The organism is Microbacterium aerolatum (genome assembly GCF_007988825.1).
Taxonomy (GTDB): Bacteria; Actinomycetota; Actinomycetes; order Actinomycetales; family Microbacteriaceae; genus Microbacterium; species Microbacterium aerolatum.
Genome location: NZ_BJUW01000007.1, coordinates 62202 through 84972, shown reverse-complemented (window position 1 = coordinate 84972; position 22771 = coordinate 62202). Strand labels below are relative to the sequence as shown.

Below are 22771 nucleotides of genomic sequence, written 5' to 3'. Positions count from 1 at the left end.
GGCCTGGTTCCCAGGCGCTGCGGTCGCGGGTTCCTACGAGAGTGGGAATCCAGGGATCCAGGCGACGGACACATATGAGGCCACGGGCGCGATGGCGAGCAAGATGACGCCCGCGATTGCCAGTGGACGGCCGCGACGATTGATCAGTACGATCGTGATCGTCGCCAGGTAGACCGTGAGCAACACAATCGTGACCACGAGTGCGCTGCCAGCGCGATCGGACGCGAAGCAGTTCCTCGGCGCGGGGTAGATCGCGGGGCAGACGATCGGCCCCCAGGGAACCGCAGCGAACCAGACGAGTGCGATCGTGGCGCCCGCGAGCAGCGTCGCCGCAAGTATCAGCCCCCAGGAAATTGGTGCGCGTTCCAGCGGGAGCCTTTCGGACCTCGTGGTGGTCATAGCCTGAGCGTAGAGGAGAATCGTCGCGTGATCAGTTCCACCTCCGCTCTCCGTGCGCCGCTTGCATGCGGCTCAGAGCACGATGGATGTGACACTTCCGTGGCTGCCGGACATGACCGGGTATGAGCGATAAGAGCGACGAGAGCGCGACGTGGGAGAGAGCCCGCGCGGGGAGCGGCGAGGCTTACGCCGAACTCTTCCGCCGGCATCGTGACGCCGTGTTCCGGCGTGCTACAGCGCTGGTCGAACGGGCGCAGGATGCCGAGGATGCGACGGCCGTGGCGTTCTTCGAGCTCTGGCGAAAGAGGAGATCGGTCCTCCTCGTCGACGGCACCGTTCTCCCGTGGCTGCTGGTGACTGTCACGAACACGGCGAGAAATCAGCGTCGCAGCGGCATTCGATACCGGCGACTGCTGGCGGCGCTGCCGCGAGCGGAGGCCCGTGATGCGGAGCACGAAGCGATCGCTGCGCTGGAAACAAGGGCTCTCGGCATCCGGTTACGTGACGCACTGTCGGTGCTGGATCCGAAGGATGCCGCGCTACTTACGCTCACGGCGGTGGACGGTCTTACCGTCGCTGATGCCGCTCCGCTTATCGGGCTGAAGGCGGGAGCTGCGCGCACGCGTCTGATGCGTGCGCGCCGTCGCCTTCAGCATGACCTCACATCGACCACGCCACACGTCATCCCGCTTCTGGCGGAAGGAGAACGCGCATGAACACCACAATGGATCCTGTCTTTGCTGCGAGCGTCGGACGGGAGCTGGAGGCTATCGGCACCGGCCGCAGTCGACTGCAGCGCCATCAGCGCAGGACGCGGACGGTGTCTATCGTTGGCGGATCGCTCGCGCTGGTCGGGGCGCTGACGGGGGCCGCGATCATCAGCGGGCTGCCTGGTCAGACGACGGTCACTTCGTTCGGTGAGCCGGTGAGCGGTTCGTACACGGGTACTACGATCGTCGACCTCGGCCCGGTTCCGGCCGGTGCCGAGCAGGTGATCCTCGATGTCACCTGCACCGAGGGCGGAACGATCAATGTGCCGACGAATCCGGGAGCGGCGGACAGCAGGTCCGGAAGCGTCTCTTGGGAGTGCTCCGACCCGATCCGTGAGAAGTCCACGGTCCACGTCGACAACGGTCTTCTGCCCGGTGGCGGCGGAACCACGATCACCATCACCGCAGATCCCGGCACACCGTGGACTGTCGTCGCACGCTACGGCTCGTCGTCCTCTACTCCCTGGGGCGTGAACGCGCACGGTGAAACGTACGGAGTGCCGAATGAGAACGGCATCCCTGAACTGGTCTCAGCGCAGGCGACCAACGGCGAGATCGGATACACACGGGAATCCGAGTCGCTCACCTTCGAAGGCGAAGGATACCTGCCGGTCTACAAGTCGGACGGCGAAACGGTGATCGGCTGGTTCCCGATCGGCGACCCCTCGACCCTCGGAGACCCACCCGCGTTGAACGAGTGAGGTCGATCCACAGCTCACATGGACCGTGAACCTGCATGGTCAGTCGCCTGTCTCAAAACCCAGACGGCAAGGGTTTCCGGCTGATCTCCGCTGACTTGCCAAGTGTTTGTCCCTGACCGGGTCCGCCCAGGCAGACTGATAGTTGTGCTTCTTAACCGCGTTCTGGACCCCACGGACGACGAGCGCGTTCGCTCCGACATCGCCGCGTTGGCTGAGCCGCGTACATTGCAAGTGGACGGCGTGAGTCAAGATCGACAAGGAGTTCATCAGTTTCGATTCTGGGTGAACGAACCGGCAGCGGCCTGGGGGATGGTGCTCGAAAGCGGCGCGAGATGGTCCTACTCCGAAGGCGTAGTCGACTACGGTCACGGAGAACCGCGCCCGATCGACTTCATCGCCTCGCTACCAAGTCAGTTGAGGATGCTATGGCCAACCGAGTTCTTGATTTGGGGGGATCGTCCGACGCACTTCCGTCCCGTACTCCTTCAATCCATCGGCCAAAGATCGCTACTTCTCACGTTCGAGCACGGAAAGGACCCCGCGATGCGCCAGACCATGGTCATCGATCGGACAACCGGCATCGCCACGAAACGAATCGAATACGACCACGGGATCATCCTGACGAACATCGCTGCTCTCGACGCCCCAACGCCCACTCTTGACACGATCTTTGAACCTGTCACCGACTGGATTCGCGCAAAATATTGATCCCCGAACAAGACGCCCGCGTGAGTGATCAGCGCGTCACGACACCTGTTGAGAGACAGCCGAAATCGATCGTTTCCGGCGCGGTATCACTTGGTTGCCGGGGCGGTCGCCGCTAACGGGAGCCGGAACCCCGTTCTGGCATGGGCCTTCGGTTGGTGCCGCGACCGGACTTGCTAGCGGTCGAGCTGCGGAGGGCGCGTTTGTGGCGGGCGTACTCTTGTCCGATGACTCGACCTCTCACGAAGTGGCATTCCGCGCACGCAGAGCTCGACCTACGTCGGGATGTGCCTTCCATAGCCGCGCCGGGAGAAAGAACGGGGCGATGATGTTGGCGACGCATCCGGGTGAACCCCACCGCGGCGATCTCGCTGGGCGGCTCAACTGGCTCAGAGCCGGAGTGCTCGGCGCGAACGACGGCATCGTGTCGGTCGCGTCGCTCGTCGTCGGTGTCGCGGGGGCGACGACCGATTCCGCGACGCTGCTCGCCGCGGGTGTCGCCGGTCTCGTCGGCGGTGCGATCTCGATGGCGCTCGGGGAGTACGTGTCGGTGAGCAGCCAGCGAGACAGCCAACGGGCTCTGATCGAGAAGGAACGAGGAGAGCTGGCCGATAATCCTGCGACCGAGCTCGAGGAGCTGGCGAGCATCTATCAGGCGAAAGGACTTAGCCCGGCGACCGCACGCCTCGTTGCGGAGGAGCTCACCGCGCACGACCCGCTGACCGCGCACCTCGAAGCGGAACTAGGCATCACGGAGAACCAGGTGGTCAGTCCGTGGGCGGCGGCGGGGGCCTCCGCACTTGCCTTCGCACTCGGAGCGCTGCTTCCGCTCTTGGCGATACTGCTCCCGCCTCCCGAGATCCGGGTGCCGGTCGCTTTCGCGGTGGTGCTGCTGGCGCTCGCGCTGACCGGATTCCTGAGCGCGAGGATCGGCGGGAACCCCGCGCTGAGGCCCACGATCAGGGTGGTGCTCGGTGGGGCGATCGCGCTGGTGGTCACGTTCGCGATCGGTACGCTGCTCGGGACGAGTGGCGTTGCCTGAGAGACAGCTATGAGTTGCCTATCGGGAGCCGTTCCTTAGACCTGTCTCAGAGTCGGCGCAGCACGATTCCCCTATGACCACTCTGACGACGAGACCGCGTGCTTCCGTCCCCGCCGCTTCCCCTGAGCCACGGCGGGCAGCCCATGGCCGCGCGCGGGTCTGGCGTGCAGCGGCGATCACGGTGATCTGGGCGACCAGCCTGTTCGTCGTCGCTTTGTGGGTCGCCGGTGGTGGAGTGACCGCAGTCCTGGGGGTCAACGCCGAGACCGTCACGTCGCTCGGACGCCTCACCGGGTTGGTCGCGGCGAATCTGCTGCTCTATCAGGTGCTGCTGATGGCGCGCGTCCCGCTGTTCGAGCGCGGATTCGGTCGCGACGGGATCACGCGGCTGCATCGCTTCGTCGGATTCTGGTCGTTCTGGTTGATGGGCGCGCACATCGCGCTGCTCGCGGTGGGCTACGCGATGGCGGCCGGCATCAACCCGCTCGTCCAGCTGTGGAGCTTCATCTGGGAATACCCCGGCATGCTCCTGGCGACTGCCGGCACTCTGCTGATCCTGCTCGTGGTCGTCACCTCGATCCGGCGTGCTCGTCGGCACCTGCGGTACGAGTCCTGGCACCTCCTGCACCTGTACGCGTACCTGGGCGTCGGGCTCGCGCTGCCGCACCAGCTGTGGACGGGCGCCGACTTCCTGTCCTCACCGATCGCGACCGTCTACTGGTGGTCGATCTGGGCGCTCTCCGCAGGATCGGTACTGCTCTTCCGCATCGGGATGCCGCTGCTGCGGTCCACTCGTCGGGCCCTGCGGGTGGCGGGGGTCGAGGCGGACGGTGCTCGGGGCGTCACCATCCGGGTCACCGGTCGCGACCTCGCGACGCTCGGTGCCAGGGCTGGTCAGTTCTTCGTCTGGCGGTTCCTCGATGGACCGGGCTGGACTCGCGCGCACCCGTTCTCGCTCTCCGCTGCGCCGGGAAGCGAGCTGACGTTGACTGCCCGTGTGCTGGGCGACGGCACGCGACGCCTCACCGCGCTGCTCCCTGGCACCAGGGTCATCGTGGAAGGACCATACGGGGAGATGACCGGTGAGCGCAGGACCGGGACGAAGCTGCTTATGATCGGCGCAGGCGCCGGGGTCGCACCGCTCGTCTCGCTGCTCGAGACGGAAGGCTACGGACCGGGAGAAGCGATGCTTATCACCCGGGAGTCCGCGGCCGAGGACGCTCTTCGGCAGGAGGCCATCGCTCACCTCATCAGTACCCGTGGCCTGAGCTACCTGCCGTTCATCGGCCCGCGATCTTCCGGCGCGTCGAGCTGGATCCCTGCCACGCACGAGGCGTGGTCGGGCGCAGATCTCCTCCGCCATCTCGTGCCGGAGCCGAAGGACCACGACGTGTTCATCTGTGGCGGTGAGGCCTGGATGAAAGACCTCAGGCGCGACCTGGTTGGCGCCGGGTTCCCCGCCCATCGCATCCATTCCGAATCGTTCACGATCTGAGCAGGGAGACGGCCATGAAGAAGATCCTCTACACGCTGCTCGCGACCGTCAGCGGACTCGTGCTGCTGTTCAGCTACCGAACGTCTCTGGAGGCGGTCACCCCGACCGACGCCAGTGCGGCGACAGCGGGCAGTTCATTGACGACCGCCGAGACCGGCGCGAGCGGCTCGGGAACCACATCGACGAACTCGGGAACCATGTCTGGCACCGGCCTCGCCGACGGAACCTACACCGGCGCATCATCGCAGACCCGCTACGGGCCGGTGCAGGTGCAGATAACCGTCTCCGGTGGACAGATCACGGACGCACAGGCGGTCGATTACCCGAACAGCAACGGTCGGGACCGGCAGATCAACGGCACCGCGATCCCGAGGCTCGTCTCGGAGACGATCCAGGCGCAGAGCTCGAAGATCCAGATGGTGTCCGGTGCCACATACACGAGCGGTGGCTACCTCTCGTCGCTGCAGAGCGCGATCGACCAGGCGCAGAGCTGATGCGTACCGCGAATGAGGTGACGCGGGTCTGGGTCGAGGAGATCATGGGCATTCCGATGAGCATCCATCTGATTGCTCCGGGGGAAATGACCGACGAGGGCGCCGACCGGGCAGTGCGAGCATGCTTCGACGAACTGCGTGACATCGACCGGGTCTTCTCGACATATCGCACTGATTCCGACATCAGCCGCATCCGTCGCGGTGAACTCTCCATCGCCGACGCTGACAGCAGGGTGGCGCTGGTCGCGGATGCCTGCGAACGCGCCGAAGAGGAGACTGGCGGCCTGGTCTCCGCCCGGTGGCGGGGAAGGTTCGACCCGACGGGATACGTCAAGGGCTGGGCGGTGGAAGCTGCGGGCCGTCGGCACCTCGAGCCGCTGCTGGCTGCCGCGACCGCGGCCGGCATCAACGCCGGAGGAGACCTGCAGCTGTTCACAGCCGAGGGAGCCGACTGGCGATGGCCGGTGGGAATCGCCGACCCGCACGACCGCGGTCAGTTGATCGCGGTGGTCGACGTGGTGAACGGTGCGGTGGCGACCTCAGGGACGGCGGAGCGCGGGCATCATATCCTCGATCCGCGCACCGGTAGGCCCGCGACAGGCACCGCGTCGGCCACGATCGTGACCGACGGTCTCACGCAAGCGGACGTCTGGGCGACCGCTGCCGTGGTGGCCGGCCCGGCGAACCGCTCGTGGATCGCGGCTGCGGGGTCGCGCACCGGCATCGTCGTCGATGCTGATCGTCGCGTGACCCGCTGGCTCGGCACGACGATGGTGGACGTGCAGACGACGACGGTCGGTTCGCATCCGATCGGAGGAGACGCACTCGTTCAGGGATGAGCCGGCAGTGTGAGCAGGAAAGTCGTGCCGGATGCTGTCGACCGTTCGACCTCGATGGACCCTCCGGCACGGCGAGCGACATCTCGCACGAGTGAGAGTCCGAGACCGAAGCTGCGAGGGCGCCCACTCTCGCGCGGACGCGCGAAGCGCTCGAAGACCTGCTCGGGCGAGATGCCTTCGATCCCGGAGCCCTCGTCGATGACGCGCACCGTCACGTTGCGGGCGTCCCGCGCGATGCGGATCGAGACGGTACCTCGCGCCGGGGAGTGCTGCACGGCGTTGTCGAGCAGCGCGACCAGGATGCGGACGAGCGTGACTTCCGGCAGCTGCGCCTTCACCTCCTGATCCACGGTGATCGCGAGCGAGACCTCGGAGCGCTTCTCGCTCGTCGTCATCGCTGCGACCGCTGTCGCCGCCGCTGTCGCGACGTCCGCGTTCCCGTCGGCGAACGATTCTCCTTCCGCGGCGATGAGCAGGTCGTTGAGCACGTCGGCCATCATGTCCGCATCGCGCCGGAGGTTGGTGAGACCCGCTCCGAGGTCCTCGCCTCGGTCATGACGGCGTTGCAACACCTGGATACGGCTCGTCAGCGCCGTCAGCGGCGTACGCAGTTCGTGGCTCGCGTCGGCCACGAAGTTTCGCTGCCGACGCAGCGCCTCCCCGAGCGGGCGGACCGATCGTCGAGCGGCGACCGCGGCGACAACCCCGAGCAGCACCACGCCGATCACTCCGAGGATGATCACGGCCGGAACGATCACGTCGATGTCGACGATGAAGTCGTCCCGCGTTCCGGCGGGACCGCCGAACCAGCCGCCGCCGTGCTCCTCGCCTTCGCGGCGCGACGTTGAGAGCACCACCGCGATCAGCACGCCGATGCCGATCGCGACGATCACACCCGACGAGACTCCGACCCAGAGTCCGATGGATAGCGCTGCGCGACGCACGCGTCGATTATCGGCGTCGCTCATGACGGTGTTCCCGCGCGGTAGCCGCGTGCGCGGACGGTCTCGATCATGTCGGGGGACGTCTTGCGCCGCACATAGTGCACGTACGTGTCCACCGAACTCGTCGTATCTCCTTCATGGAACACGGCGCGGAGGATCTCGTCCCGACTGAACACGTGCTCGGGGCTGGTGCTCAACAGCTCCAGGAGCGCGCTCTCCGTCGCCGTCAGCGCCACTCGGATTCCAGATGGATCGTACGCGGCCTGGGCGTCCGGCGTGAACACCCACTCGCCGAGGCGTCGACGTACCCCATCAGCCCTGAACGCGCGTCGCAGCGCCCGAAGGCGCGCCAGCAGCTCGTCGTAATCGAACGGCTTCACCAGGTAGTCGTTCGCTCCGCCGTCGAGACCGGTGACACGATCGTCCACGGTGCCGAGCGCGGTCAGCATCAGGACCGGCGTCGTGATGTGCGCGGTACGCACGGCACAGATGAAATCGACGCCGTCCATGCCGGGGAGGCGTCGATCGACCACCATGGCGTCGTATCGCCTGCTCAGCGCGAGCCGGAGCGCGGTCTCGCCGTCCGCGGCATGCTCGACGTCGTACACCTCTTCCAGCACTTCGACGGTCAGCGCAGCGATCTCCGCATCATCTTCAACATAGAGCAGCGAACCGCGTGGCCCCTGTGCCGAGTCGCCCATGGTCGTCGTCCCGTCTTCCGCGATCGAGACCATCAGCGTACGCCCGGCGCAAACCGGGTCGGGTAACCCGGATGATCTTCCGCATGCCGTCGTCCGTCACACCAGAAACGATCGTTTTGGCGTCACTGGCCCGGTGGCTCCTTATGAGGCGCCACAAACGATCTTCGGAAACCCCTCTCGGCAGGGATTTTCGGCGCGCCACGTCAAGAGGCGTTGTGTCCGTGATCGCTTAGACAGAACTAGCTGACAGCTGGAGGTGTGGGTGGCGTTCAGCTCTCGTCTGCGCTGCTGGGCTGATGTTCCACCGCTGGCGCGCGTCCTTCTTGGTACACGGAGGGTTCGGGTTCGGGGTGTCGTCGCCCCTGGACGACGAATAGCGCGATGCCGAGGGCGACGACGACGACGGATGCCCAGATGTTCGCGGGGATGCCGAACAGGGCGTCGCTGGTGGGGTCGATCCTGATGGCCTCGAGCCAGCTGCGTCCGAGGCCGTACCAGATCATATAGAGGGCGAAGGTTCGTCCCCACCGGAACCGGTATCTGCGCTCGAGGAGGAGGATGATCGCCACGCCGATCAGGTTCCAGATGATCTCGTACAGGAACAGCGGGTGGAACAGCGTTCCGGCCGGGAGGCCGTCCGGGAACATGGTGTCCGTCGGCAGGATCTCGAGCCCCCACGGCAGCGTGGTGGGCAGCCCGAAGAGTTCGTGGTTGAAGTAGTTGCCGATCCGACCCATGGACTGCGCGATGAGCATCGCGGGCGCGAGAGCGTCGGCGAAGGACCACAGCCGGATACCGGTTCGTCGGCAGCCGATGTACGCACCGACAGCGCCGCCCAGGAGGGACCCGTAGAGGGCGTTGCCGCCGTCCCAGATGGCGAAGATGTTCCCGAGGTTCGCGCCCGGATAGAAGTAGTCCCCGACGTGGGTGAACACGTGATAGAACCGGGCTCCGATGATGCCGATCGGGACAGCCCAGATGACGATGTCGACAACCACGCCGTCCTCCGCGCCTCGTGCCGACAGGCGTCGTTGGGTGATGATCACGGCGGCGATGATCCCGGCGATGATGCACAGCGCGTAGGTGTGGATTGTGAGCGGCCCGAGGGTGAACTGTGCCCACGACGGTGGGGGGCTGGGAAGACTCGTCAAAAGCACGAAGCACCGCTCCTCATCTGGCATCACTGTGAATGCTTCAACACATCATTGTTCAGCGCCGGTCCCATGCGAACAGCGCCCTGGGAAGACTAACGGTGTTCGACACGGGAATCGTCGAACTCCTCCCAGGTCACCAGGCGAGGGCCCCGAGGAGCGGGCCTGACCGGTTCAGGCCAGGGAGAGGAAGAGCTTCTCCAACTCGGCGGGGGAGGTGACGTCGTCGGCGTCCGGATCGGTGAGGCATTCCCGCAGCGCGGTCGAGATCACGAGGAATCCGGCCCGGTCGAGGGCCTTCGAGACGGCGGAGAGCTGCTGCACGACGTCGCGGCAGTGCGCGTCGTCCTCGACGGCCGTAATGACCGCCGCCAGCTGGCCCTGAGCTCGCTTGAGGCGGTTGACGACTTTGCGCTTGGCTTCGGGGTCGTGGACGAGCGGGTCGCCGGTGACGAGGGTGTCGGTCATGGGTGGTCCTTCCGTCGAGTTGACAACCACTATACCCCCTGGGGTATTGTATTCACATGAACTGATACTCCCCGGGGTATCGCCGAGCAAGGAGATCAGCGTATGTGCAGAGCAACGAAGTGCCACACCTGTGGAAAGACGACCTGGACCGGGTGCGGTCAGCACGTCGCATCCGTGCGGAAATCCGTGCCCGCATCCGACTGGTGCAATGGCAGCCATACCCGTGCCGAAGTCCAGGCCGCCCAGTCTCAGCGGGGTGGCTTCTTCGCCCGCCTGTTCGGACGGTGATCGGCGATGGCAACTGTTGAACTGACCACCGGGAACTTCGAACAGCTCACCCACGCCGAGGGCATCGCGCTGATCGACTTCTGGGCTGAGTGGTGTGGACCCTGCCGGGCCTTCGCCCCGGTATTCGATGCAGCATCCGACAGGCACCCCGACATCCTCTTCGGGAAGGTCGACACCGAGGCCGAGACCGCTCTGGCCTCCGCCCACCGCATCACCTCGATTCCGACCCTGATGGTCGTCCGCGACGGCGTCCTGGTCTACCGGCAGCCGGGAGCTCTTGCCGAACCGCAGCTCGAGCTGCTCATCGAGAAGGCCCGCGAACTGGACATGGACGACGTCCGCCGCCAGGTCGCCAACACCGCTACCCCCTGAAAGGACCTGGCACCATGTGCGCACGAATCACCTGCTCCTCCTGCGGCAAGCCCACCTGGGACGGCTGCGGCCAGCACATCGAACAAGCCCTCGCGGGCGTCCCCGTATCCCAGCGCTGCACTTGCACGCACTGACCCAGAAGAAAGCGACGGAGACCCTTATGCTCCTCGAACGCCTCTACGACGACGACCTCGCCCACGCCAGCTACATCATCGGCTGCCAGCGCACCGGTGAAGCGATCGTCGTCGACCCGCGCCGCGACATCCAGGTCTACCTCGACCTCGCCGCGAAGAACAGCATGACCATCACCGCGGTCACCGAGACCCACATCCACGCCGACTACCTCTCCGGCACCCGCGAGCTCGCAGCCCGTACCGGGGCGACGATGTATGTCTCCGGCGAGGGCGGCCCGGACTGGCAGTACGGTGTCGGGTTCCAAGACGCCACCCGGATAATGCACGGTCACCGCATCACGGTCGGCAACATCACGGTCGAGGCGGTCCACACTCCCGGGCACACCCCCGAGCACCTGTCCTTCCTCGTCATCGACGGCGCCACGACCTCCGAGCCGGGCTATGTCCTCACCGGTGACTTCGTGTTCGTCGGGGACGTCGGACGCCCGGACCTGCTGGACGAGGCCGCAGGCGGCATCGACACCCGCTTCGACGGCGCACGGGATCTATTCGCGAGCCTCCGCGACCACTTCCTCACCCTGCCCGACTACGTGCAGGTGCTCCCCGCGCACGGGTCGGGGTCCGCCTGCGGCAAGGCGCTCGGCGCCGTCCCAAGCTCGACAGTCGGATACGAGCGGCGCTTCGCCTGGTGGGCTCCCTACCTCGAGGCCGGCGATGAGCAGGGATTCATCGACACGCTGTTGAACGATCAGCCCGACGCACACGCCTACTTCGCACGAATGAAGCGGCAGAACCGCGTCGGACCGGCCGTGCTGGGCGAACTTCCTCCGCTCCTCGAGCGCAGCGTCTTCGATCTTGACGCCGACATCGACGCCGACCGGGTCATCATGGTCGACACCCGCCACCACTCCCTCGTGCACGAGGGCACTGTTCAGGGCGCGCTGAACGTGCCCGGAGTCGCGAAAGCAGCCAGCTACGGCGCCTGGGTCTACGACCCCGACACCGAGACGCGGCCGCTCGTCCTCATCATCGACTCGGGGGACGCCGCGGCCCGGTTCCGGGATCATCTGCTGCGGGTCGGCATCGATCAGGTCGACGGGTTCATCACCACACTCGATGGCCTCCCCACGGTGCAGCCCAAGACGATCGCCCCCACCGACCTGGACCAGGTCGACGCGGCGCTCCTCCTCGACGTGCGAAACCGTACCGAGTACAACGCCGGGCACATCCCCGGCGCCGCGCAGCTCTCCGGTGGTCGGGCCCTCTGGCACACCGACGAACTGCCCGCCGGCAAGATCCTCACCTACTGCCAGAGCGGCGTCCGCAACAGCGTCGCCGCCAGCGCCCTGCGCCGGGCCGGCCTCGACGTCATCGAGATCGAAGGCAGCTACAACGCCTGGCTCGCCGCGACGCCGTCTCGGCCGACGGCCGCCTGAGCGGCCGAGGAGCTCGAGTGGACACCTCCATCATCCTCGCGATGACTCTCGCGGCCCTTGTCGGTGTCGCACTCGGGCTCCTCGGCGGCGGGGGCTCCATCCTCACTTTCCCCATCTTCTCCCTCGTCCTGGGCATCGGAACGAGGGAGACGATCGTCTCCTCTCTCTTCGTCGTCGCTATCACCAGCGCCGTCTCCGCCGCCTTCCGTGTGCGCCGACGCGAGGTGCGCTGGAAAGTCGCCGGCGTCTTCGCGGCGACCGGCTTGATCGGGGGAATCGGTGGCGGGATGGTTGGTCAGCTGCTACCAGAAACCGTGCTCACCGTTCTGTTCGCGGCGATCATGATCGTCACAGCGATCGCCATGATGCGGCCGCGACGAGAACGCGCGGCGCGCCCTCCGACGCGGCCGGTCGTCCGTGGAATCCGAACGACAGCTACGGGACTCGGCGTGGGAGTCCTCACAGGGGCACTGGGAGCAGGCGGCGGGTTCCTCATCGTCCCCGCCCTCACCTTCCTCGGCCAGCCCATCGCCGCTGCAGTGGGGACATCGCTGCTAGTCGTCGCCGTGAACTCGTCCGCCGGCTTCCTCACCCAGATCACGACCGTGGCCATCCACTGGCCCATCGTCCTCACCTTCACCGCGCTCGCCGTCGCTGGATCCTTCATCGGTCTGGCACTGTCGCATCGCCTCCCGGCTGCCGGCATCCGGACCGGGTTCGGGGTTCTGGTGCTGGCCGTGGGGCTGACCATGCTCGCCACCCTCATCATTCAGACGCTCTCCGCCTGACCACCACCAGAAAGAAGCCCATGCCTCACGCGACCGACACCGCGCCCCGCACCGGGGAACACGTCGACGGATACGAGGTGCCCGTCCTCGACGAGCACGCCGTCCGCATCGCCGCCGGCATCCTCCTCGCCATAGGCATCACCGCCCTTACCATCACGCTCGCCTCCGACAGCATCAGGCCGCTGCAGATGTTCGGCATGTTCTTCCTCCTCGACATGACGACGCGCGTACTCATCAGCGACCGGCTGTCCCTCACTCTCGCCCTCGGCCGTGCTCTGACACGCCGCCGCCGTCGGCACTGGGTGGGCGCGCCGCAGAAGGTCTTCGCCTGGTGGCTCGCCCTCGGTCTCGCTGCTATCTCGTGCGTGACGATGAGCGCTGGAATGGTCCCGCTACCCGTGACTCTCGGGCTCTGCGGAGTCTGCTTCACAGTCCTGCTCCTAGAAGCCACCCTCGGGTGGTGCGCGGGATGTGCCCTGCACCAACGCTTCAGTAGGCAGCCCACCCGCCACTGCGCCAACGGCGCCTGCGACCGCTGACACTCTCGCTCCCTCACAACGAAAGGACGCACATGCGCCGCCTAACCCTCACCACCCTCGCCGTCATCACCGCACTCACGCTCACCTCCTGCGCCAGCACACCCACACCACAGGCTGACCTCGGCCCCGACGCGGTCATCATCGACGCGCGCACCCCCGCCGAGCGCGCCACCGGCCACCTCGACGGCGCCCTCCTGCTCGACGTCACGGGCGGCGACCTCCAAGCTGCGCTGCCGGACCTTGACCCCGAAGCCACCTACCTCGTCTACTGCCGTTCAGGTAACCGGGCAGGAGTCGCCATCGACCTGATGAAGCAGGCCGGCTTCACCGACCTCCTCAACCTCGGCTCCCTGGAAGACGCCGCCGCCACGACAGGCCTCCCCGTCGTGCAGCCCTGAGACGTACGTGCTCGCCCCCACGAGCACGTACCTGCGTGCACAGCACGCCACCGCATCGCTCGAGCACTGCCTCGCGATGCACAGTCGGGGCGGGGTCGCCAGATGCCCGCCCCGACTGTTCAAACCTGCTCGCCTTAGCCCACCGAAAACGATCGTTTCCGGCGCGACCAGACGTGAGGCTCGGAAGCGCTGCCGCAAACGTTCGTCGTAACCATCAATTTGGCGAAGGGTTTCGGGCTGGACATGCGGAGAATTCTGCAGTGCTTGGGCCGGACTCGGAACGTCGACGCGAGTGAAGCACTCCTCATCGATGTTCGGACGATGGCTCAGTACGATGACTTTTGCGTGCGAGGAGAGAAGACCACATGCGAGCCCAATCGATCGTCGTCTACACGCTGGTGTGTCTCGTCGTGCTTCTGGCTTTCGCGATTGTCGCTGGAGGAATCGCGCTCAGTCTGTTCTTCCAGAAGGATGCCCCGGGGGATCAACTGCGCTATCCGATCACATGGGGCCACGCCGAGGACCCCGGCGCCCCAGACGGTTCGTTCATCGAGCTCGCAGAGGACGGGTCGGCTCACGTCGTGGACGTGACCGTTGGCGAGATCCGGATCGTCGACGTGGATCGCGTCGAGCGTCCGTGTGTGTCGACCAAGAGCGGTTCTTTCACCGGGGCGGCGACCTGGGAGATCGACGAAAATGGTGCGCTTCGTGTTCACTCCGAGGATGGCTCCGCGGTACTCACGCCTTGGGCCGCTCGGTTTACCGGTGATTCGGACTGGAGTTCGGTCCGGGAGTTGTTCTGCGACGCAGAATACGCAGATTATGGTGCCAGACCGGAACGCCGCTAACGGGTAAGTGGAGTGAACTTGGAGCGTGCATGTTTCCAGAGATGATTATCGGAGTCGGCCTCGTAGTGACCGGGGTTGGGCTCATCATGTTTCGTCGACTCGCCGAACGCGTGATTCGCGGCGGGCTTCGACGCTTCTAAGGTGAACCGATTGCGGACGGTGCGGGATCGGAGAAGGCCGCTCTGACCTCCCTCGTCGCCGTGGGCATAGTCTCCATTGCCTTTGGCATCTTCACCGTGATTAGATCCGCCTTGTGATGAAAAAGATGATGCCGCTGGGCACCGAACTTCGGCCTTCAAGCACTTCCCGCAGTGTCCGGCTGTTCGCACGTTGCATTGCGCTGGCAGCTTCGGGTGCGGCGGGCGCGATGTGCTTGCTCTTGATTGACCTCGGCCTTGTGGGTATTGCGCCCCTCGAGTGGCCCGATCTTCTGACCTCGACTGAGATGAGTGATCGGGGCGCGCTGAGCTTCTTGCTCGGCGCATTTGTGGCTGGCGTTGTTGTCGCAATGGCGGCGGCTGCGTTGGCGCCGAACGTCTCTTCGCATGCCGTGTGGAGTATTTGGTGTGTGGCCGCAGGTGCCGCGAGCATGGCGGTGCCAGCGTTACAGCTCAATACAGCGATATCGCTGGCCGTGACGCCGGGTAAGGGCACGCTGACGACACTGAGTATCGGGATAATCCTGCCCCTAGTGGCATCGCTTGTCTTCGTCTGGCTCGCGATCGACTGCTACGTCGCTTGGCGCAGGTGCAGGCGACTGAAGTGGGCCAACTCGGGCTCCGCCTAGAAGAATGATTCGCATTCGCTGGCCGAACGGGACTGCTGCACGAATAGGTGACATCTGATCTGGCTTGCCCGCGTGGTGGGCCTGGAAGGATGTTGCTGTGCCCAAGCCCTACCCGAGTGAATTCCGTGACGACGTCGTGCGCGTCGCTCAGAACCGCGAGCCCGGAGTCACGATCGAGCAGATCGCGAAAGACTTCGGTGTTCATCCGATGACGCTGCAGAAGTGGCTCCACCGCGCCAAGGTCGAGGAGGGCACGGCGCCGGGTCAGTCCCGGTCCGAGGCGGCGGAGATCCGTGAGCTGCGGAAGCGGAACCGGCTGCTGGAGCAGGAGAACGAGGTGCTGCGACGGGCGGCGGCGTATCTGTCGCAGGCGAACCTGCCGGGAAAAGGTTCTACCCGCTCGTGACGGAGCTCGCCACCGCAGGGATTCCTGTGACGGTGACGTGTCGGGTGCTCAAGCTCTCTCGCCAGCCCTACTACCGGTGGCTGGCGAACCCCATCACCGAGAGCGAGGTGGTGGAGGCGTATCGCGCGAACGCACTGTTCGATGCTCACAAGGACGACCCGGAGTTCGGGCACCGGCTCCTCGCCGATGAAGCCGCAGACGCAGGTGAGGCGATGTCGGACCGGACCGCGTGGCGGATCGCGTCGAGCAACGGCTGGTTCAGCGCGTTCGGGAAGCACAAGCGGGGTAAGGGCCGCCGGCCCGGCCCGCCGGTCCACGACGACCTCTGCGCGGTGGTCGACGAGGACGGCAGGACTCGGCATGTGTTCGCCGCCGAGGCACCGAACGAGCTCTGGCTCACGGACATCACGGAGCACAAAACGACTTGAGTTCCAGCTATCGTCGCAACACTGCTTCAACTTGCATTCAGTAAAGCATGGAGTCGTTCGGCTGGAGTGTCCCAATTGAGCGTCTTGCGTGGACGTTCGTTGAGGTCCTCGGCGACGCGCTGCAATTCGGCGGGCGTGTGGCGGGAGAGGTCGGTGCCTTTCGGGAAGTACTGGCGCAGGAGACCGTTCGTGTTTTCGTTGCTTCCGCGTTGCCAGGGGCTGCCTGGATCACAGAAGTAGACGGCCATGTCGGTGGAGACCTGGAAGCCTACGTGCCCCGACATCTCGGCTCCCTGGTCCCAGGTCAGCGAGCGACGCAACGCGGCGGGCAGCTCGGCGACGGTGGCGATGAGGCCATCGCGCACGGTCTCGGCCGTGTGGTCGTGCTTAAGATGCACGAGCGCAACGAAGCGGCTCGATCGCTCGACGAGCGTTCCGATTGCTGATCGCCCCATCGTGCCGACGATGAGGTCACCTTCCCAATGACCGGGGACCGCGCGGTCAGCGGCATCAGCGGGGCGCTCGGTGATGGAGACCATCGGATCCACGAAGCGACTGGTCCTCTTCGCTGGATCGCGCCGTGGTTTCCGTGTTGTCCGTCCGCGCCTCATCGCGGTTGCGATCTCGCGCTTCAGCGCACCGCGCCCTTGGACGTAGATCGCCTGGTAGATCGTTTCGGTGCTCACCCGCATCCCTTGATCGTTGGGGAAGTCTTTCACGAGCCGGTGGCTGATCTGCTCTGGCGACCATCGTTTACGCAACTTGCCTTCGACGTACGCGCGCAAATTGCTAACGGGCTCGAGTTTGCGGGCATGGCACCTTGGCCGGCGTGATGCCGCGATGCGGTGCGCTGCGTAAGGAAGATAGCCGACTGTGGTGGCAGTGTTGCGGGCGATCTCACGACTGATCGTCGACGCGCTTCGTCCCAGCGCCCGCCCGATCGCTCTCATCGAATCCCCACGGCTGCGCAGATCGTGAATGCGTTCCCGTTCGATCAGGCTCAGGTAGCGGGAATCGACAACGGTTTCCAGGCGTGCCAAGTCGACCGGAGCACCTCTCGTATAGGCCTCGCGTGGGTTCTTCACGTTTGCCAGTATCGCCGCCTGCCGATAACGAACGACGCGCCCATCAGGGTAGACGCGCCCGCCCGGAATCTGCTTGATGCCCTTATCCCAGTCCTGCGCCGAACGCTTGTCCACCCCGACCTGTCTGGCAGCGTCCGCCCGGCTGACACCGTCAGCACGCAACCGCTCAAACTGTGCTCGTTGAGCACGGGTGTCTTTCCCGGTGAAGATCCCCGCCTGATGCGCCCACTTATAGCAAGTGACCCGCACGAACCCGAGCTCCTTAGCGACCTTCGACACGTTCCCTGTCAACGCCAGCAGGCGGAAGAACTCGGCCTTGTCCTCCGTCGTATAGACCCGGCTCTTCACCCGCGGAGTCGAGACGCCAGCCTCATTTCGCCACCGGTAACACGACTCGACACTCAAGCCCAGCTCGGCCGCGACAGCACGGATCGTGCCACCGCGATCAAGGCGGCGGAAGAACTCATCCCGCTCCTTCGCCTTGTACTGCGCGTTCTCTCGACCCCTTGCTCGTATAGCCATCACACTCACTCCTCGATCGGAGTGTTGCGACGATGGCTGGAACTCAAGCGAGTGAGGGCAAGCTCTATCTCTGCGCGATCAAGGACGTCTTCTCCGGTCGGATCGTCGGGTACTCGATCGACTCGAGGATGAAGTCCCGGCTGGCGGTTCAGGCCCTCGAGAACGCTGTCGCGATGCGCGGCGACGTCGCCGGCTGCGTGGTCCACAGCGACAGAGGATCTCAGTTTCGAAGCCGGAAATTCCTACGTGCGCTGACCCGCCACCGCATGGTCGGAAGCATGGGAAGAGTGGGCTCGAGCGGAGACAACGCGGCCATGGAATCGTTCTTTGCGCTGCTTCAGAAGAACGTCCTCGACCGCCGCTCCTGGACCACACGCGAGCAGCTGCGGATCGCGATCGTCACCTGGATCGAACGGACCTACCACCGCCGACGACGCCAACGCCGACTTGGACGTTTGACCCCCATCGAGTTCGAGACCATCATGAACACGACCGTCGCACTGGCGGCGTGACTACAACCTGTCACCTATCCGTGCAGCAGTCCCCAGCCCATGAACCGACGGGATCCCCTGGGGTGCCGTCCCTAACGATCGACCCACACCCGCTGACGAGCAACAACGCCGTCGGTAAGAAAACGGCGACCGCGACCAGTGCCCTCGGTCTGGAGAATCTCTTGACGATCATGAGATCCCCACGAAGAGTTCGATGACGTTGAACACTCCGAAAGCGATCGCACCGATGCCGACAACAACGAGTGATGTCGTTACACCGGGACGGGTCGCGTCTTCAGCGACCCCCGGTCCGAAGAACTTCGTTAGTCCCGCGCGCATCAGTCGGGGGAACTGTCTCCTCGACAAGATGAGAAGGACACCGATCAGCATGAGTGCGACGGCAAGCAGCACTTCCGGAAACACGATCCCCCATTGTCTAATTCGAGCTAGTCGGGCAGTAGCCCTGACCACGATTCTTCTGACCGGCGCCTAGGACCGCAACCTTCTGCCGAATCGCGCTACCGCAAGACGTTCTGGTGGACGGTAATGGTCACTAGCGAAGGACTACGCGCGGACCTCGCCGCAAACGATCGTTTCCGGCGAGGCCGCGGCGTAAGGATTGGTCTGGGGTCGGTGGGGTGCTGCTAGTCCGACCAGACGCCCCGCAACAGGCGGATTGTCTCATCCAAGGAAACCCCCTCAGATGTACTGATATCTGAGAGACGACGCGCAGCTTCGAGTACAGGACGTGATGTCGTGCTCACCTTTGTGCTGACTCGCGTGCTGCCACCCGCGCGAGCGTCAACATAGCCGTCCGCTTCCAATGCCCGATACGCCTTAGCGACGGTCCCTGGCGCGACTCCGAGGTCACGCGCCAGCTGGCGCACGGAAGGAAGCTTCTCGCCGGCGCCCACTCGCCCTGCCGCGATCAGACCGCCGATCTGTTCGCGGATCTGTTCAGCGGGTGGAGTCGTACCGCGAAGCTCGATCTCCATGTCAGACCGCGCTCACTTGTCGACGTACGGGACGCCGCACGTTGCTGAGTACGATCTCAAACCAGCAAGCGAAGCCGAGCGCGGATGCCGCCCCGCCCAGGATCCAGAGCAGCGGACCGAAAGCGGAGAACGGCGCGATGATCGGGATGATGTCCTCGCCCTGAAACACGCCAACGCTGCTCGTCCCGGTGTATCCGAGGAAGCTCAGCACGGCGCCGAGATGCAGAAGAAGCCCGCCGATGAGGAGGCCCATCACATTCCGGCTGCGCTCTTGCCGGACCGCAGTGTCGTGGGGCGTGTCAGCAGCCAGCGGCGGGCGGGCGATCACGCTGAGCGCGAGGAGCGCGGTACCGGCGAACAGAGCAAGGGCGATGAGGCTCGGGAGCGAGTAGTACCAGCCGTAGATCAGGATGCGGATCTCCGCTGCCCCTGAATCCATCGCAAACAGGCGGTAGCGCCCGTCCTTGTCAGGGCTGGATGCGCCGCCGGCCGCAACACTGAGTATGACGATGACTCCGATGAGGCACCCAGCGAGCACGAGCCACCGCCGTCGAGTGAAGCTCAATGCGGTTCGCCGCGTGAATTGCGCAGACCCGGACGATCTACGGCGCTGCAACGGCAACATCAACACGAGAACGCCGACGAATCCGGAGACGAGCGGAACCACATACAGCCAGTCACCCCGCACCCACTCGAGAGGTATCGGAGAAGATACAGCCGAATACGCCGTATTCCCACTCAAACCGACGAGCAGCCCGCCGACAAGCGCGATGCCGGACCCAATCAAGGTGAAAGCCCGCACACTCCACGAGAGACCAACCGCTCCACGCGGCGGGCGAACGCTAGCCCACAGCATGGCCAAAACCAACCCGATTACCGGAGCTATCGTCGCCACCAACATTTCCACTCCCTCGACCGTATCGTTCGATTGATACTCTCGACTGTATCACCTGGTTGTTACGGAATGGCAAGTTTTTCGCCGTAGGGCTGCGTCGGCCACCGAAGATACGGTCGAACCTGCGGTCACGGTCCGAGCCTTCGGCGTCGAGTTGCCGGAAACGATCGTTTCTGGCGTGAGGCGGACGTAGGGCGCGCATGGCTGCCGGAAACGCTCGCCGCAGCTGGAAAACGACATGCACTGTCCAGCTGACCGATCTACCCACGGCGATCATTGGAACACGAAGCGCGTCGAGCACCCCAGGGGATGCGGGTCTCGGAAGTTCGCTAATCGACCCGGTCTACCGGGCGCGATGCCAGACGACTGCCGCGATGACGCCGCCCGCGATGAGAGCAGCTAGACCGGCGATGATGCTCATCGTTGGCCAAGGCGACAAGGCTGACACCACGGTCTCTCCGGTGGAGTTCGCGACATACGTGCATTGCGCACCGAACGGGAAGATCGACACGTGAGCACCAGGCGAGGTGATTCCTTCTTGGTATCGCGCGAGGAAATCAGCCGGTGGGGATATGTGGTAGATGCACGCTTCGTACTACCCTCGATTAGCGGGAAAACCCCACAGATGAAGCCGATCAAGACCAAGACCCACGAGTGAGAACGCCCGCGATCGAGAAGTCAAAGACGCGGGGTCGCGAGAGGGTTCTGCTCACCTTGCTGAGGATACCCGCTCATCGAATCGGCTCTGTTGAGACGATTGCGCGCACACTCAGGGGCACCTTCCCTCGCTATCGATGGCGGCGCTTCGCAATCACCGGCAGTTTGGGTAGCCGCAACGCCGTAAACGATCATTTCGGCTGGTGGCGCGGACGGTCAGAGTGCTGTTCAGCCCCATCAACGCGATAGGCCGTGGCCGCTCAACCTGAGACGAGTCGGTACTCGATTAGCCGAGATCGGGTGCCAACGCAATCGATGTCGATTTCGAGACCGGCGTTCTCGCTCGGACCGCGAATGGCGTAGCGTCGACGCGGAGCGGCCCTTGTGAACAGCAGCGTGCCGGATGGGGTGCAGGGAGCACGTATGCGAATCTACGCGGTGGCAGTGATGTTCTCCGTTTTCGCCTATTCTTTCTGGTTCAATCTGCTTGGAGTGTACGGAGCCGGCCTACTTCTCCTTGCTCTCACGTTGTGTACGGCTGTGGTGTGGCTAGCGCGGCGACACCATTATCCCGGTGTGGGTCGGCTCACACTCCCATCTGTGCCGTGGGCGTCGATGCTCTATCTAGCCCTGGCCCTGCTATCTGTCGCGTGGTCGGCGTGGCCGAGTGTCACACTTCTGACGTGGGTGCTGCTGGCCTCGGCGACAATGCACGGGTTGTTCTTGGTGGATCAGCTCGATGGTCAAGGTGTTGTGCTGATTAGTGGGTGGGCTCTCCAGCTCGCGATGGCTCTCTCGCTTTTTCTCGAACTCTGGGTCGCAACGATTCGTGGACATCCTTTGCTGCCCAACTTCGCTCATGTCCCGACCAATCCGGACCCACATTGGTATTGGGTTCGTGGGAACCTTCTCGATGGAGTCGTCACCGGTGGCCGAATCCAGGGCATCGTGGGAAATTCCAATCTCTTAGCCGCCCTGTGTCTCCTCGCGATGATCATCTGCGTCGCACAGTTTCTAGATCGCCAGGCAAATCGGCTCTATCTCGTTCTGATGTTCACGCTCAGCTGCTGGCTGTTCGTCCGTGCGAATTCCGCGACGATGATTGTCACAGTGGTGGTGATCGTGGTCGCAGTCGTCGTCATTGGCATGTTTCGCGTCGCTAAGTCTCGGAGGGTGCGCACATCGCTAGCTGTCGGTCTCGGCACACTTTTCATGGTTCTAGGTGTAGCTGCGGTCGTACTCCGGGGGCCTATCGCTGGCTTCCTGGGAAAGGACGCGACATTCACAGGGCGTGCCAGAATCTGGGAACTTGTCATCGGTCGCGCCATCGAAGCTCCTGTTCTTGGAAACGGGTTCGCCAGCCCGTGGCTTCCGTGGGATCCAGCGTTCTCGCGGTGGATCGTCGATCATGACATCACGGTGTTTCAGGCGCACAACATGTGGCTTGACGTTTTCATGCAGCTCGGCTTCGTCGGAGTCGCGTGCATCGCTCTCATTGTCGGGATCGCCATACGGAACGGCTGGCTGCTTGCACAAGCGGATAGGACGGCAGTCTCGAGCAGTTTCTTGCCACCTAAGCGCAGCAATCTCATCCCATTTCTCGCCATGCTCGTGCTTCTCGTTCAGGGACTGACGGAGTCGTCACCGGTCATGTTGTGGGGCTGGACACTTCTCACGATGATCTCGGCTCTCGGCTCTCGGCTCTCGGCTACCGGCTACCGAAACCGCTACCGACGACACGTCCGACAGGTCCTGATCCAAGACGAGAGTAGCGATTGAAGCGGGCCAACTCGGGCTCCGCCTAGAAGAATGATTCTCACTCGCTGTCCTGCGGCGGTGCGCACAGCGAGCCTTGATTGTCGTTCGAGCTTGTGTAACGCCTCCGAGGGGCGGCTCAGGCGCTGTACGCCCTGCCGCAAACGATCGTTATCGGCAGCCCCGCCGACGTCGACGACCAAGTGCACGACACGCCGAGAAATGACCCGCCGAAACC

General features: G+C 64.5%; 28 protein-coding genes and 1 pseudogene. 20 read left to right on the top strand and 9 right to left on the bottom strand.

All coding sequences use genetic code 11. From position 1 onward, the window contains the following. Nucleotides 1-33: 33 nt before the first annotated feature. Nucleotides 34-399 (bottom strand): hypothetical protein, encoded by a 366-nt coding sequence (locus MAE01_RS09140; protein ID WP_147039246.1) that lies wholly within the window; start codon nucleotides 397-399, stop codon nucleotides 34-36. A 122-nt stretch (nucleotides 400-521) separates the two neighbouring features. Between MAE01_RS09140 and MAE01_RS09135 the strand changes: the two genes are divergently transcribed. The 7 genes from MAE01_RS09135 (at nucleotide 522) to MAE01_RS09105 (ending at nucleotide 6445) form a co-directional block, all read left to right on the top strand. Further along, nucleotides 522-1115 (top strand): RNA polymerase sigma factor, encoded by a 594-nt coding sequence (locus MAE01_RS09135; RefSeq protein ID WP_147039245.1) that lies wholly within the window; start codon nucleotides 522-524, stop codon nucleotides 1113-1115. After that, nucleotides 1112-1870 carry a hypothetical protein gene (locus MAE01_RS09130; RefSeq protein ID WP_147039244.1) on the top strand — a complete coding sequence of 253 codons (759 nt, stop codon included), beginning with the start codon at nucleotides 1112-1114 and terminating at the stop codon, nucleotides 1868-1870. Before MAE01_RS09135 ends, MAE01_RS09130 begins: the two co-directional genes overlap by 4 nt. Before the next feature lie 144 nt (nucleotides 1871-2014). After that, the gene (locus MAE01_RS09125; protein ID WP_147039243.1) at nucleotides 2015-2578 is read left to right on the top strand and encodes a hypothetical protein; all 564 of its coding nucleotides are present in this window, start codon (nucleotides 2015-2017) and stop codon (nucleotides 2576-2578) included. 322 nt (nucleotides 2579-2900) lie between these two features. Beyond that, on the top strand, nucleotides 2901-3617 hold the full coding sequence (locus MAE01_RS09120) for a VIT1/CCC1 transporter family protein (protein ID WP_147039242.1): 717 nt from the start codon (nucleotides 2901-2903) through the stop codon (nucleotides 3615-3617). A 73-nt stretch (nucleotides 3618-3690) separates the two neighbouring features. Further along, nucleotides 3691-5112: a ferredoxin reductase family protein gene (locus tag MAE01_RS09115; RefSeq protein WP_147039241.1), complete on the top strand. Its 1422-nt coding sequence runs from the start codon at nucleotides 3691-3693 to the stop codon at nucleotides 5110-5112. Between the two features lie 14 nt (nucleotides 5113-5126). Beyond that, entirely contained in the window at nucleotides 5127-5606 is a 480-nt protein-coding gene (locus MAE01_RS09110; RefSeq protein ID WP_042538263.1) for an FMN-binding protein, read from the top strand. Further along, a complete protein-coding gene (locus tag MAE01_RS09105; protein ID WP_147039240.1) occupies nucleotides 5606-6445 on the top strand; it encodes an FAD:protein FMN transferase in 840 nt (279 codons plus the stop codon). Before MAE01_RS09110 ends, MAE01_RS09105 begins: the two co-directional genes overlap by 1 nt. Here MAE01_RS09105 and MAE01_RS09100 read toward each other — a convergent pair. From MAE01_RS09100 to MAE01_RS09085, 4 genes are all read right to left on the bottom strand, one after another. Further along, the gene (locus tag MAE01_RS09100) at nucleotides 6436-7413 is read right to left on the bottom strand and encodes a sensor histidine kinase (protein ID WP_071043059.1); all 978 of its coding nucleotides are present in this window, start codon (nucleotides 7411-7413) and stop codon (nucleotides 6436-6438) included. The two genes, MAE01_RS09105 and MAE01_RS09100, sit on opposite strands and share 10 nt — an antisense overlap. Beyond that, a complete protein-coding gene (locus tag MAE01_RS09095) occupies nucleotides 7410-8123 on the bottom strand; it encodes a response regulator transcription factor (RefSeq protein WP_228385636.1) in 714 nt (237 codons plus the stop codon). Before MAE01_RS09095 ends, MAE01_RS09100 begins: the two co-directional genes overlap by 4 nt. Before the next feature lie 236 nt (nucleotides 8124-8359). After that, nucleotides 8360-9271 (bottom strand): prolipoprotein diacylglyceryl transferase, encoded by a 912-nt coding sequence (gene lgt, locus MAE01_RS09090; protein ID WP_147039239.1) that lies wholly within the window; start codon nucleotides 9269-9271, stop codon nucleotides 8360-8362. Nucleotides 9272-9415: 144 nt separating this feature from the next. Further along, entirely contained in the window at nucleotides 9416-9709 is a 294-nt protein-coding gene (locus tag MAE01_RS09085) for a metal-sensitive transcriptional regulator (protein ID WP_042538258.1), read from the bottom strand. A 102-nt stretch (nucleotides 9710-9811) separates the two neighbouring features. Between MAE01_RS09085 and MAE01_RS16280 the strand changes: the two genes are divergently transcribed. From MAE01_RS16280 to MAE01_RS15965, 11 genes are all read left to right on the top strand, one after another. Next, nucleotides 9812-9997, top strand: coding sequence for a DUF8730 family Cys-rich protein (locus MAE01_RS16280; protein ID WP_074731942.1), 186 nt, complete (start codon nucleotides 9812-9814; stop codon nucleotides 9995-9997). A 6-nt stretch (nucleotides 9998-10003) separates the two neighbouring features. Then, entirely contained in the window at nucleotides 10004-10369 is a 366-nt protein-coding gene (locus MAE01_RS09075; protein WP_147039238.1) for a thioredoxin family protein, read from the top strand. Nucleotides 10370-10383: 14 nt separating this feature from the next. Then, on the top strand, nucleotides 10384-10503 hold the full coding sequence (locus MAE01_RS16275; RefSeq protein WP_488181021.1) for a DUF8730 family Cys-rich protein: 120 nt from the start codon (nucleotides 10384-10386) through the stop codon (nucleotides 10501-10503). Between the two features lie 26 nt (nucleotides 10504-10529). Further along, on the top strand, nucleotides 10530-11939 hold the full coding sequence (locus MAE01_RS09070; protein WP_042538252.1) for an MBL fold metallo-hydrolase: 1410 nt from the start codon (nucleotides 10530-10532) through the stop codon (nucleotides 11937-11939). 17 nt (nucleotides 11940-11956) lie between these two features. Beyond that, entirely contained in the window at nucleotides 11957-12727 is a 771-nt protein-coding gene (locus MAE01_RS09065; RefSeq protein WP_147039237.1) for a sulfite exporter TauE/SafE family protein, read from the top strand. Between the two features lie 20 nt (nucleotides 12728-12747). Then, complete coding sequence (locus MAE01_RS09060) at nucleotides 12748-13266, top strand: DUF4395 domain-containing protein (protein WP_042538248.1); 519 nt, start codon at nucleotides 12748-12750, stop codon at nucleotides 13264-13266. Nucleotides 13267-13298: 32 nt separating this feature from the next. Next, nucleotides 13299-13664, top strand: coding sequence for a rhodanese-like domain-containing protein (locus tag MAE01_RS09055; protein ID WP_147039236.1), 366 nt, complete (start codon nucleotides 13299-13301; stop codon nucleotides 13662-13664). 365 nt (nucleotides 13665-14029) lie between these two features. After that, on the top strand, nucleotides 14030-14512 hold the full coding sequence (locus tag MAE01_RS09050) for a hypothetical protein (RefSeq protein WP_147039235.1): 483 nt from the start codon (nucleotides 14030-14032) through the stop codon (nucleotides 14510-14512). Between the two features lie 256 nt (nucleotides 14513-14768). Next, nucleotides 14769-15299, top strand: a complete 531-nt coding sequence (locus MAE01_RS09045; RefSeq protein ID WP_147039234.1) for a hypothetical protein — start codon at nucleotides 14769-14771, stop codon at nucleotides 15297-15299. A 97-nt stretch (nucleotides 15300-15396) separates the two neighbouring features. Further along, the gene (locus MAE01_RS16090) at nucleotides 15397-15705 is read left to right on the top strand and encodes a transposase (RefSeq protein ID WP_147039233.1); all 309 of its coding nucleotides are present in this window, start codon (nucleotides 15397-15399) and stop codon (nucleotides 15703-15705) included. Between the two features lie 26 nt (nucleotides 15706-15731). Next, nucleotides 15732-16133: a hypothetical protein gene (locus MAE01_RS15965; RefSeq protein ID WP_186806188.1), complete on the top strand. Its 402-nt coding sequence runs from the start codon at nucleotides 15732-15734 to the stop codon at nucleotides 16131-16133. Between the two features lie 26 nt (nucleotides 16134-16159). On the opposite strand, the gene MAE01_RS09030 is transcribed toward MAE01_RS15965, so the two are convergent. After that, on the bottom strand, nucleotides 16160-17380 hold the full coding sequence (locus MAE01_RS09030) for an IS30 family transposase (protein WP_443093770.1): 1221 nt from the start codon (nucleotides 17378-17380) through the stop codon (nucleotides 16160-16162). A 410-nt stretch (nucleotides 17381-17790) separates the two neighbouring features. Between MAE01_RS09030 and MAE01_RS09025 the strand changes: the two are divergent. Continuing rightward, nucleotides 17791-18252, top strand: a pseudogene (locus MAE01_RS09025) (transposase); the annotation flags it as partial. 168 nt (nucleotides 18253-18420) lie between these two features. Here the strand turns inward: MAE01_RS09025 and MAE01_RS09020 are convergent. The 3 genes from MAE01_RS09020 to MAE01_RS09010 all read right to left on the bottom strand — a co-directional run bounded on the left by MAE01_RS09020 (nucleotide 18421) and on the right by MAE01_RS09010 (nucleotide 20133). Further along, nucleotides 18421-18654, bottom strand: coding sequence for a hypothetical protein (locus MAE01_RS09020; RefSeq protein WP_147039232.1), 234 nt, complete (start codon nucleotides 18652-18654; stop codon nucleotides 18421-18423). A 221-nt stretch (nucleotides 18655-18875) separates the two neighbouring features. Beyond that, entirely contained in the window at nucleotides 18876-19226 is a 351-nt protein-coding gene (locus tag MAE01_RS09015; protein WP_147039231.1) for a GntR family transcriptional regulator, read from the bottom strand. 1 nt (nucleotide 19227) lies between these two features. Then, nucleotides 19228-20133, bottom strand: coding sequence for a hypothetical protein (locus MAE01_RS09010; RefSeq protein WP_147039230.1), 906 nt, complete (start codon nucleotides 20131-20133; stop codon nucleotides 19228-19230). A 1245-nt stretch (nucleotides 20134-21378) separates the two neighbouring features. On the opposite strand from MAE01_RS09010, the gene MAE01_RS09005 reads away from it, so the two are divergent. Then, entirely contained in the window at nucleotides 21379-22557 is a 1179-nt protein-coding gene (locus MAE01_RS09005) for an O-antigen ligase family protein (RefSeq protein WP_186806187.1), read from the top strand. The last annotated feature ends 214 nt before the right edge of the window (nucleotides 22558-22771 follow it).

Coding starts and splice junctions, on each gene's coding strand:
- MAE01_RS09110 (WP_042538263.1), top strand. CDS start 5,127: ATGAAGAAGATCCTCTACACGCTGCTCGCGACCGTCAGCGGACTCGTG.
- MAE01_RS09130 (WP_147039244.1), top strand. CDS start 1,112: ATGAACACCACAATGGATCCTGTCTTTGCTGCGAGCGTCGGACGGGAG.
- lgt (WP_147039239.1), bottom strand. CDS start 9,271: ATGCCAGATGAGGAGCGGTGCTTCGTGCTTTTGACGAGTCTTCCCAGC.
- MAE01_RS16280 (WP_074731942.1), top strand. CDS start 9,812: ATGTGCAGAGCAACGAAGTGCCACACCTGTGGAAAGACGACCTGGACC.
- MAE01_RS09055 (WP_147039236.1), top strand. CDS start 13,299: ATGCGCCGCCTAACCCTCACCACCCTCGCCGTCATCACCGCACTCACG.
- MAE01_RS09045 (WP_147039234.1), top strand. CDS start 14,769: ATGAAAAAGATGATGCCGCTGGGCACCGAACTTCGGCCTTCAAGCACT.
- MAE01_RS09135 (WP_147039245.1), top strand. CDS start 522: ATGAGCGATAAGAGCGACGAGAGCGCGACGTGGGAGAGAGCCCGCGCG.
- MAE01_RS09095 (WP_228385636.1), bottom strand. CDS start 8,123: ATGGTCTCGATCGCGGAAGACGGGACGACGACCATGGGCGACTCGGCA.
- MAE01_RS09070 (WP_042538252.1), top strand. CDS start 10,530: ATGCTCCTCGAACGCCTCTACGACGACGACCTCGCCCACGCCAGCTAC.
- MAE01_RS09060 (WP_042538248.1), top strand. CDS start 12,748: ATGCCTCACGCGACCGACACCGCGCCCCGCACCGGGGAACACGTCGAC.
- MAE01_RS09050 (WP_147039235.1), top strand. CDS start 14,030: ATGCGAGCCCAATCGATCGTCGTCTACACGCTGGTGTGTCTCGTCGTG.
- MAE01_RS09015 (WP_147039231.1), bottom strand. CDS start 19,226: ATGGAGATCGAGCTTCGCGGTACGACTCCACCCGCTGAACAGATCCGC.
- MAE01_RS09115 (WP_147039241.1), top strand. CDS start 3,691: ATGACCACTCTGACGACGAGACCGCGTGCTTCCGTCCCCGCCGCTTCC.
- MAE01_RS09100 (WP_071043059.1), bottom strand. CDS start 7,413: ATGAGCGACGCCGATAATCGACGCGTGCGTCGCGCAGCGCTATCCATC.
- MAE01_RS09140 (WP_147039246.1), bottom strand. CDS start 399: ATGACCACCACGAGGTCCGAAAGGCTCCCGCTGGAACGCGCACCAATT.
- MAE01_RS16275 (WP_488181021.1), top strand. CDS start 10,384: ATGTGCGCACGAATCACCTGCTCCTCCTGCGGCAAGCCCACCTGGGAC.
- MAE01_RS09120 (WP_147039242.1), top strand. CDS start 2,901: ATGATGTTGGCGACGCATCCGGGTGAACCCCACCGCGGCGATCTCGCT.
- MAE01_RS09085 (WP_042538258.1), bottom strand. CDS start 9,709: ATGACCGACACCCTCGTCACCGGCGACCCGCTCGTCCACGACCCCGAA.
- MAE01_RS09105 (WP_147039240.1), top strand. CDS start 5,606: ATGCGTACCGCGAATGAGGTGACGCGGGTCTGGGTCGAGGAGATCATG.
- MAE01_RS09075 (WP_147039238.1), top strand. CDS start 10,004: ATGGCAACTGTTGAACTGACCACCGGGAACTTCGAACAGCTCACCCAC.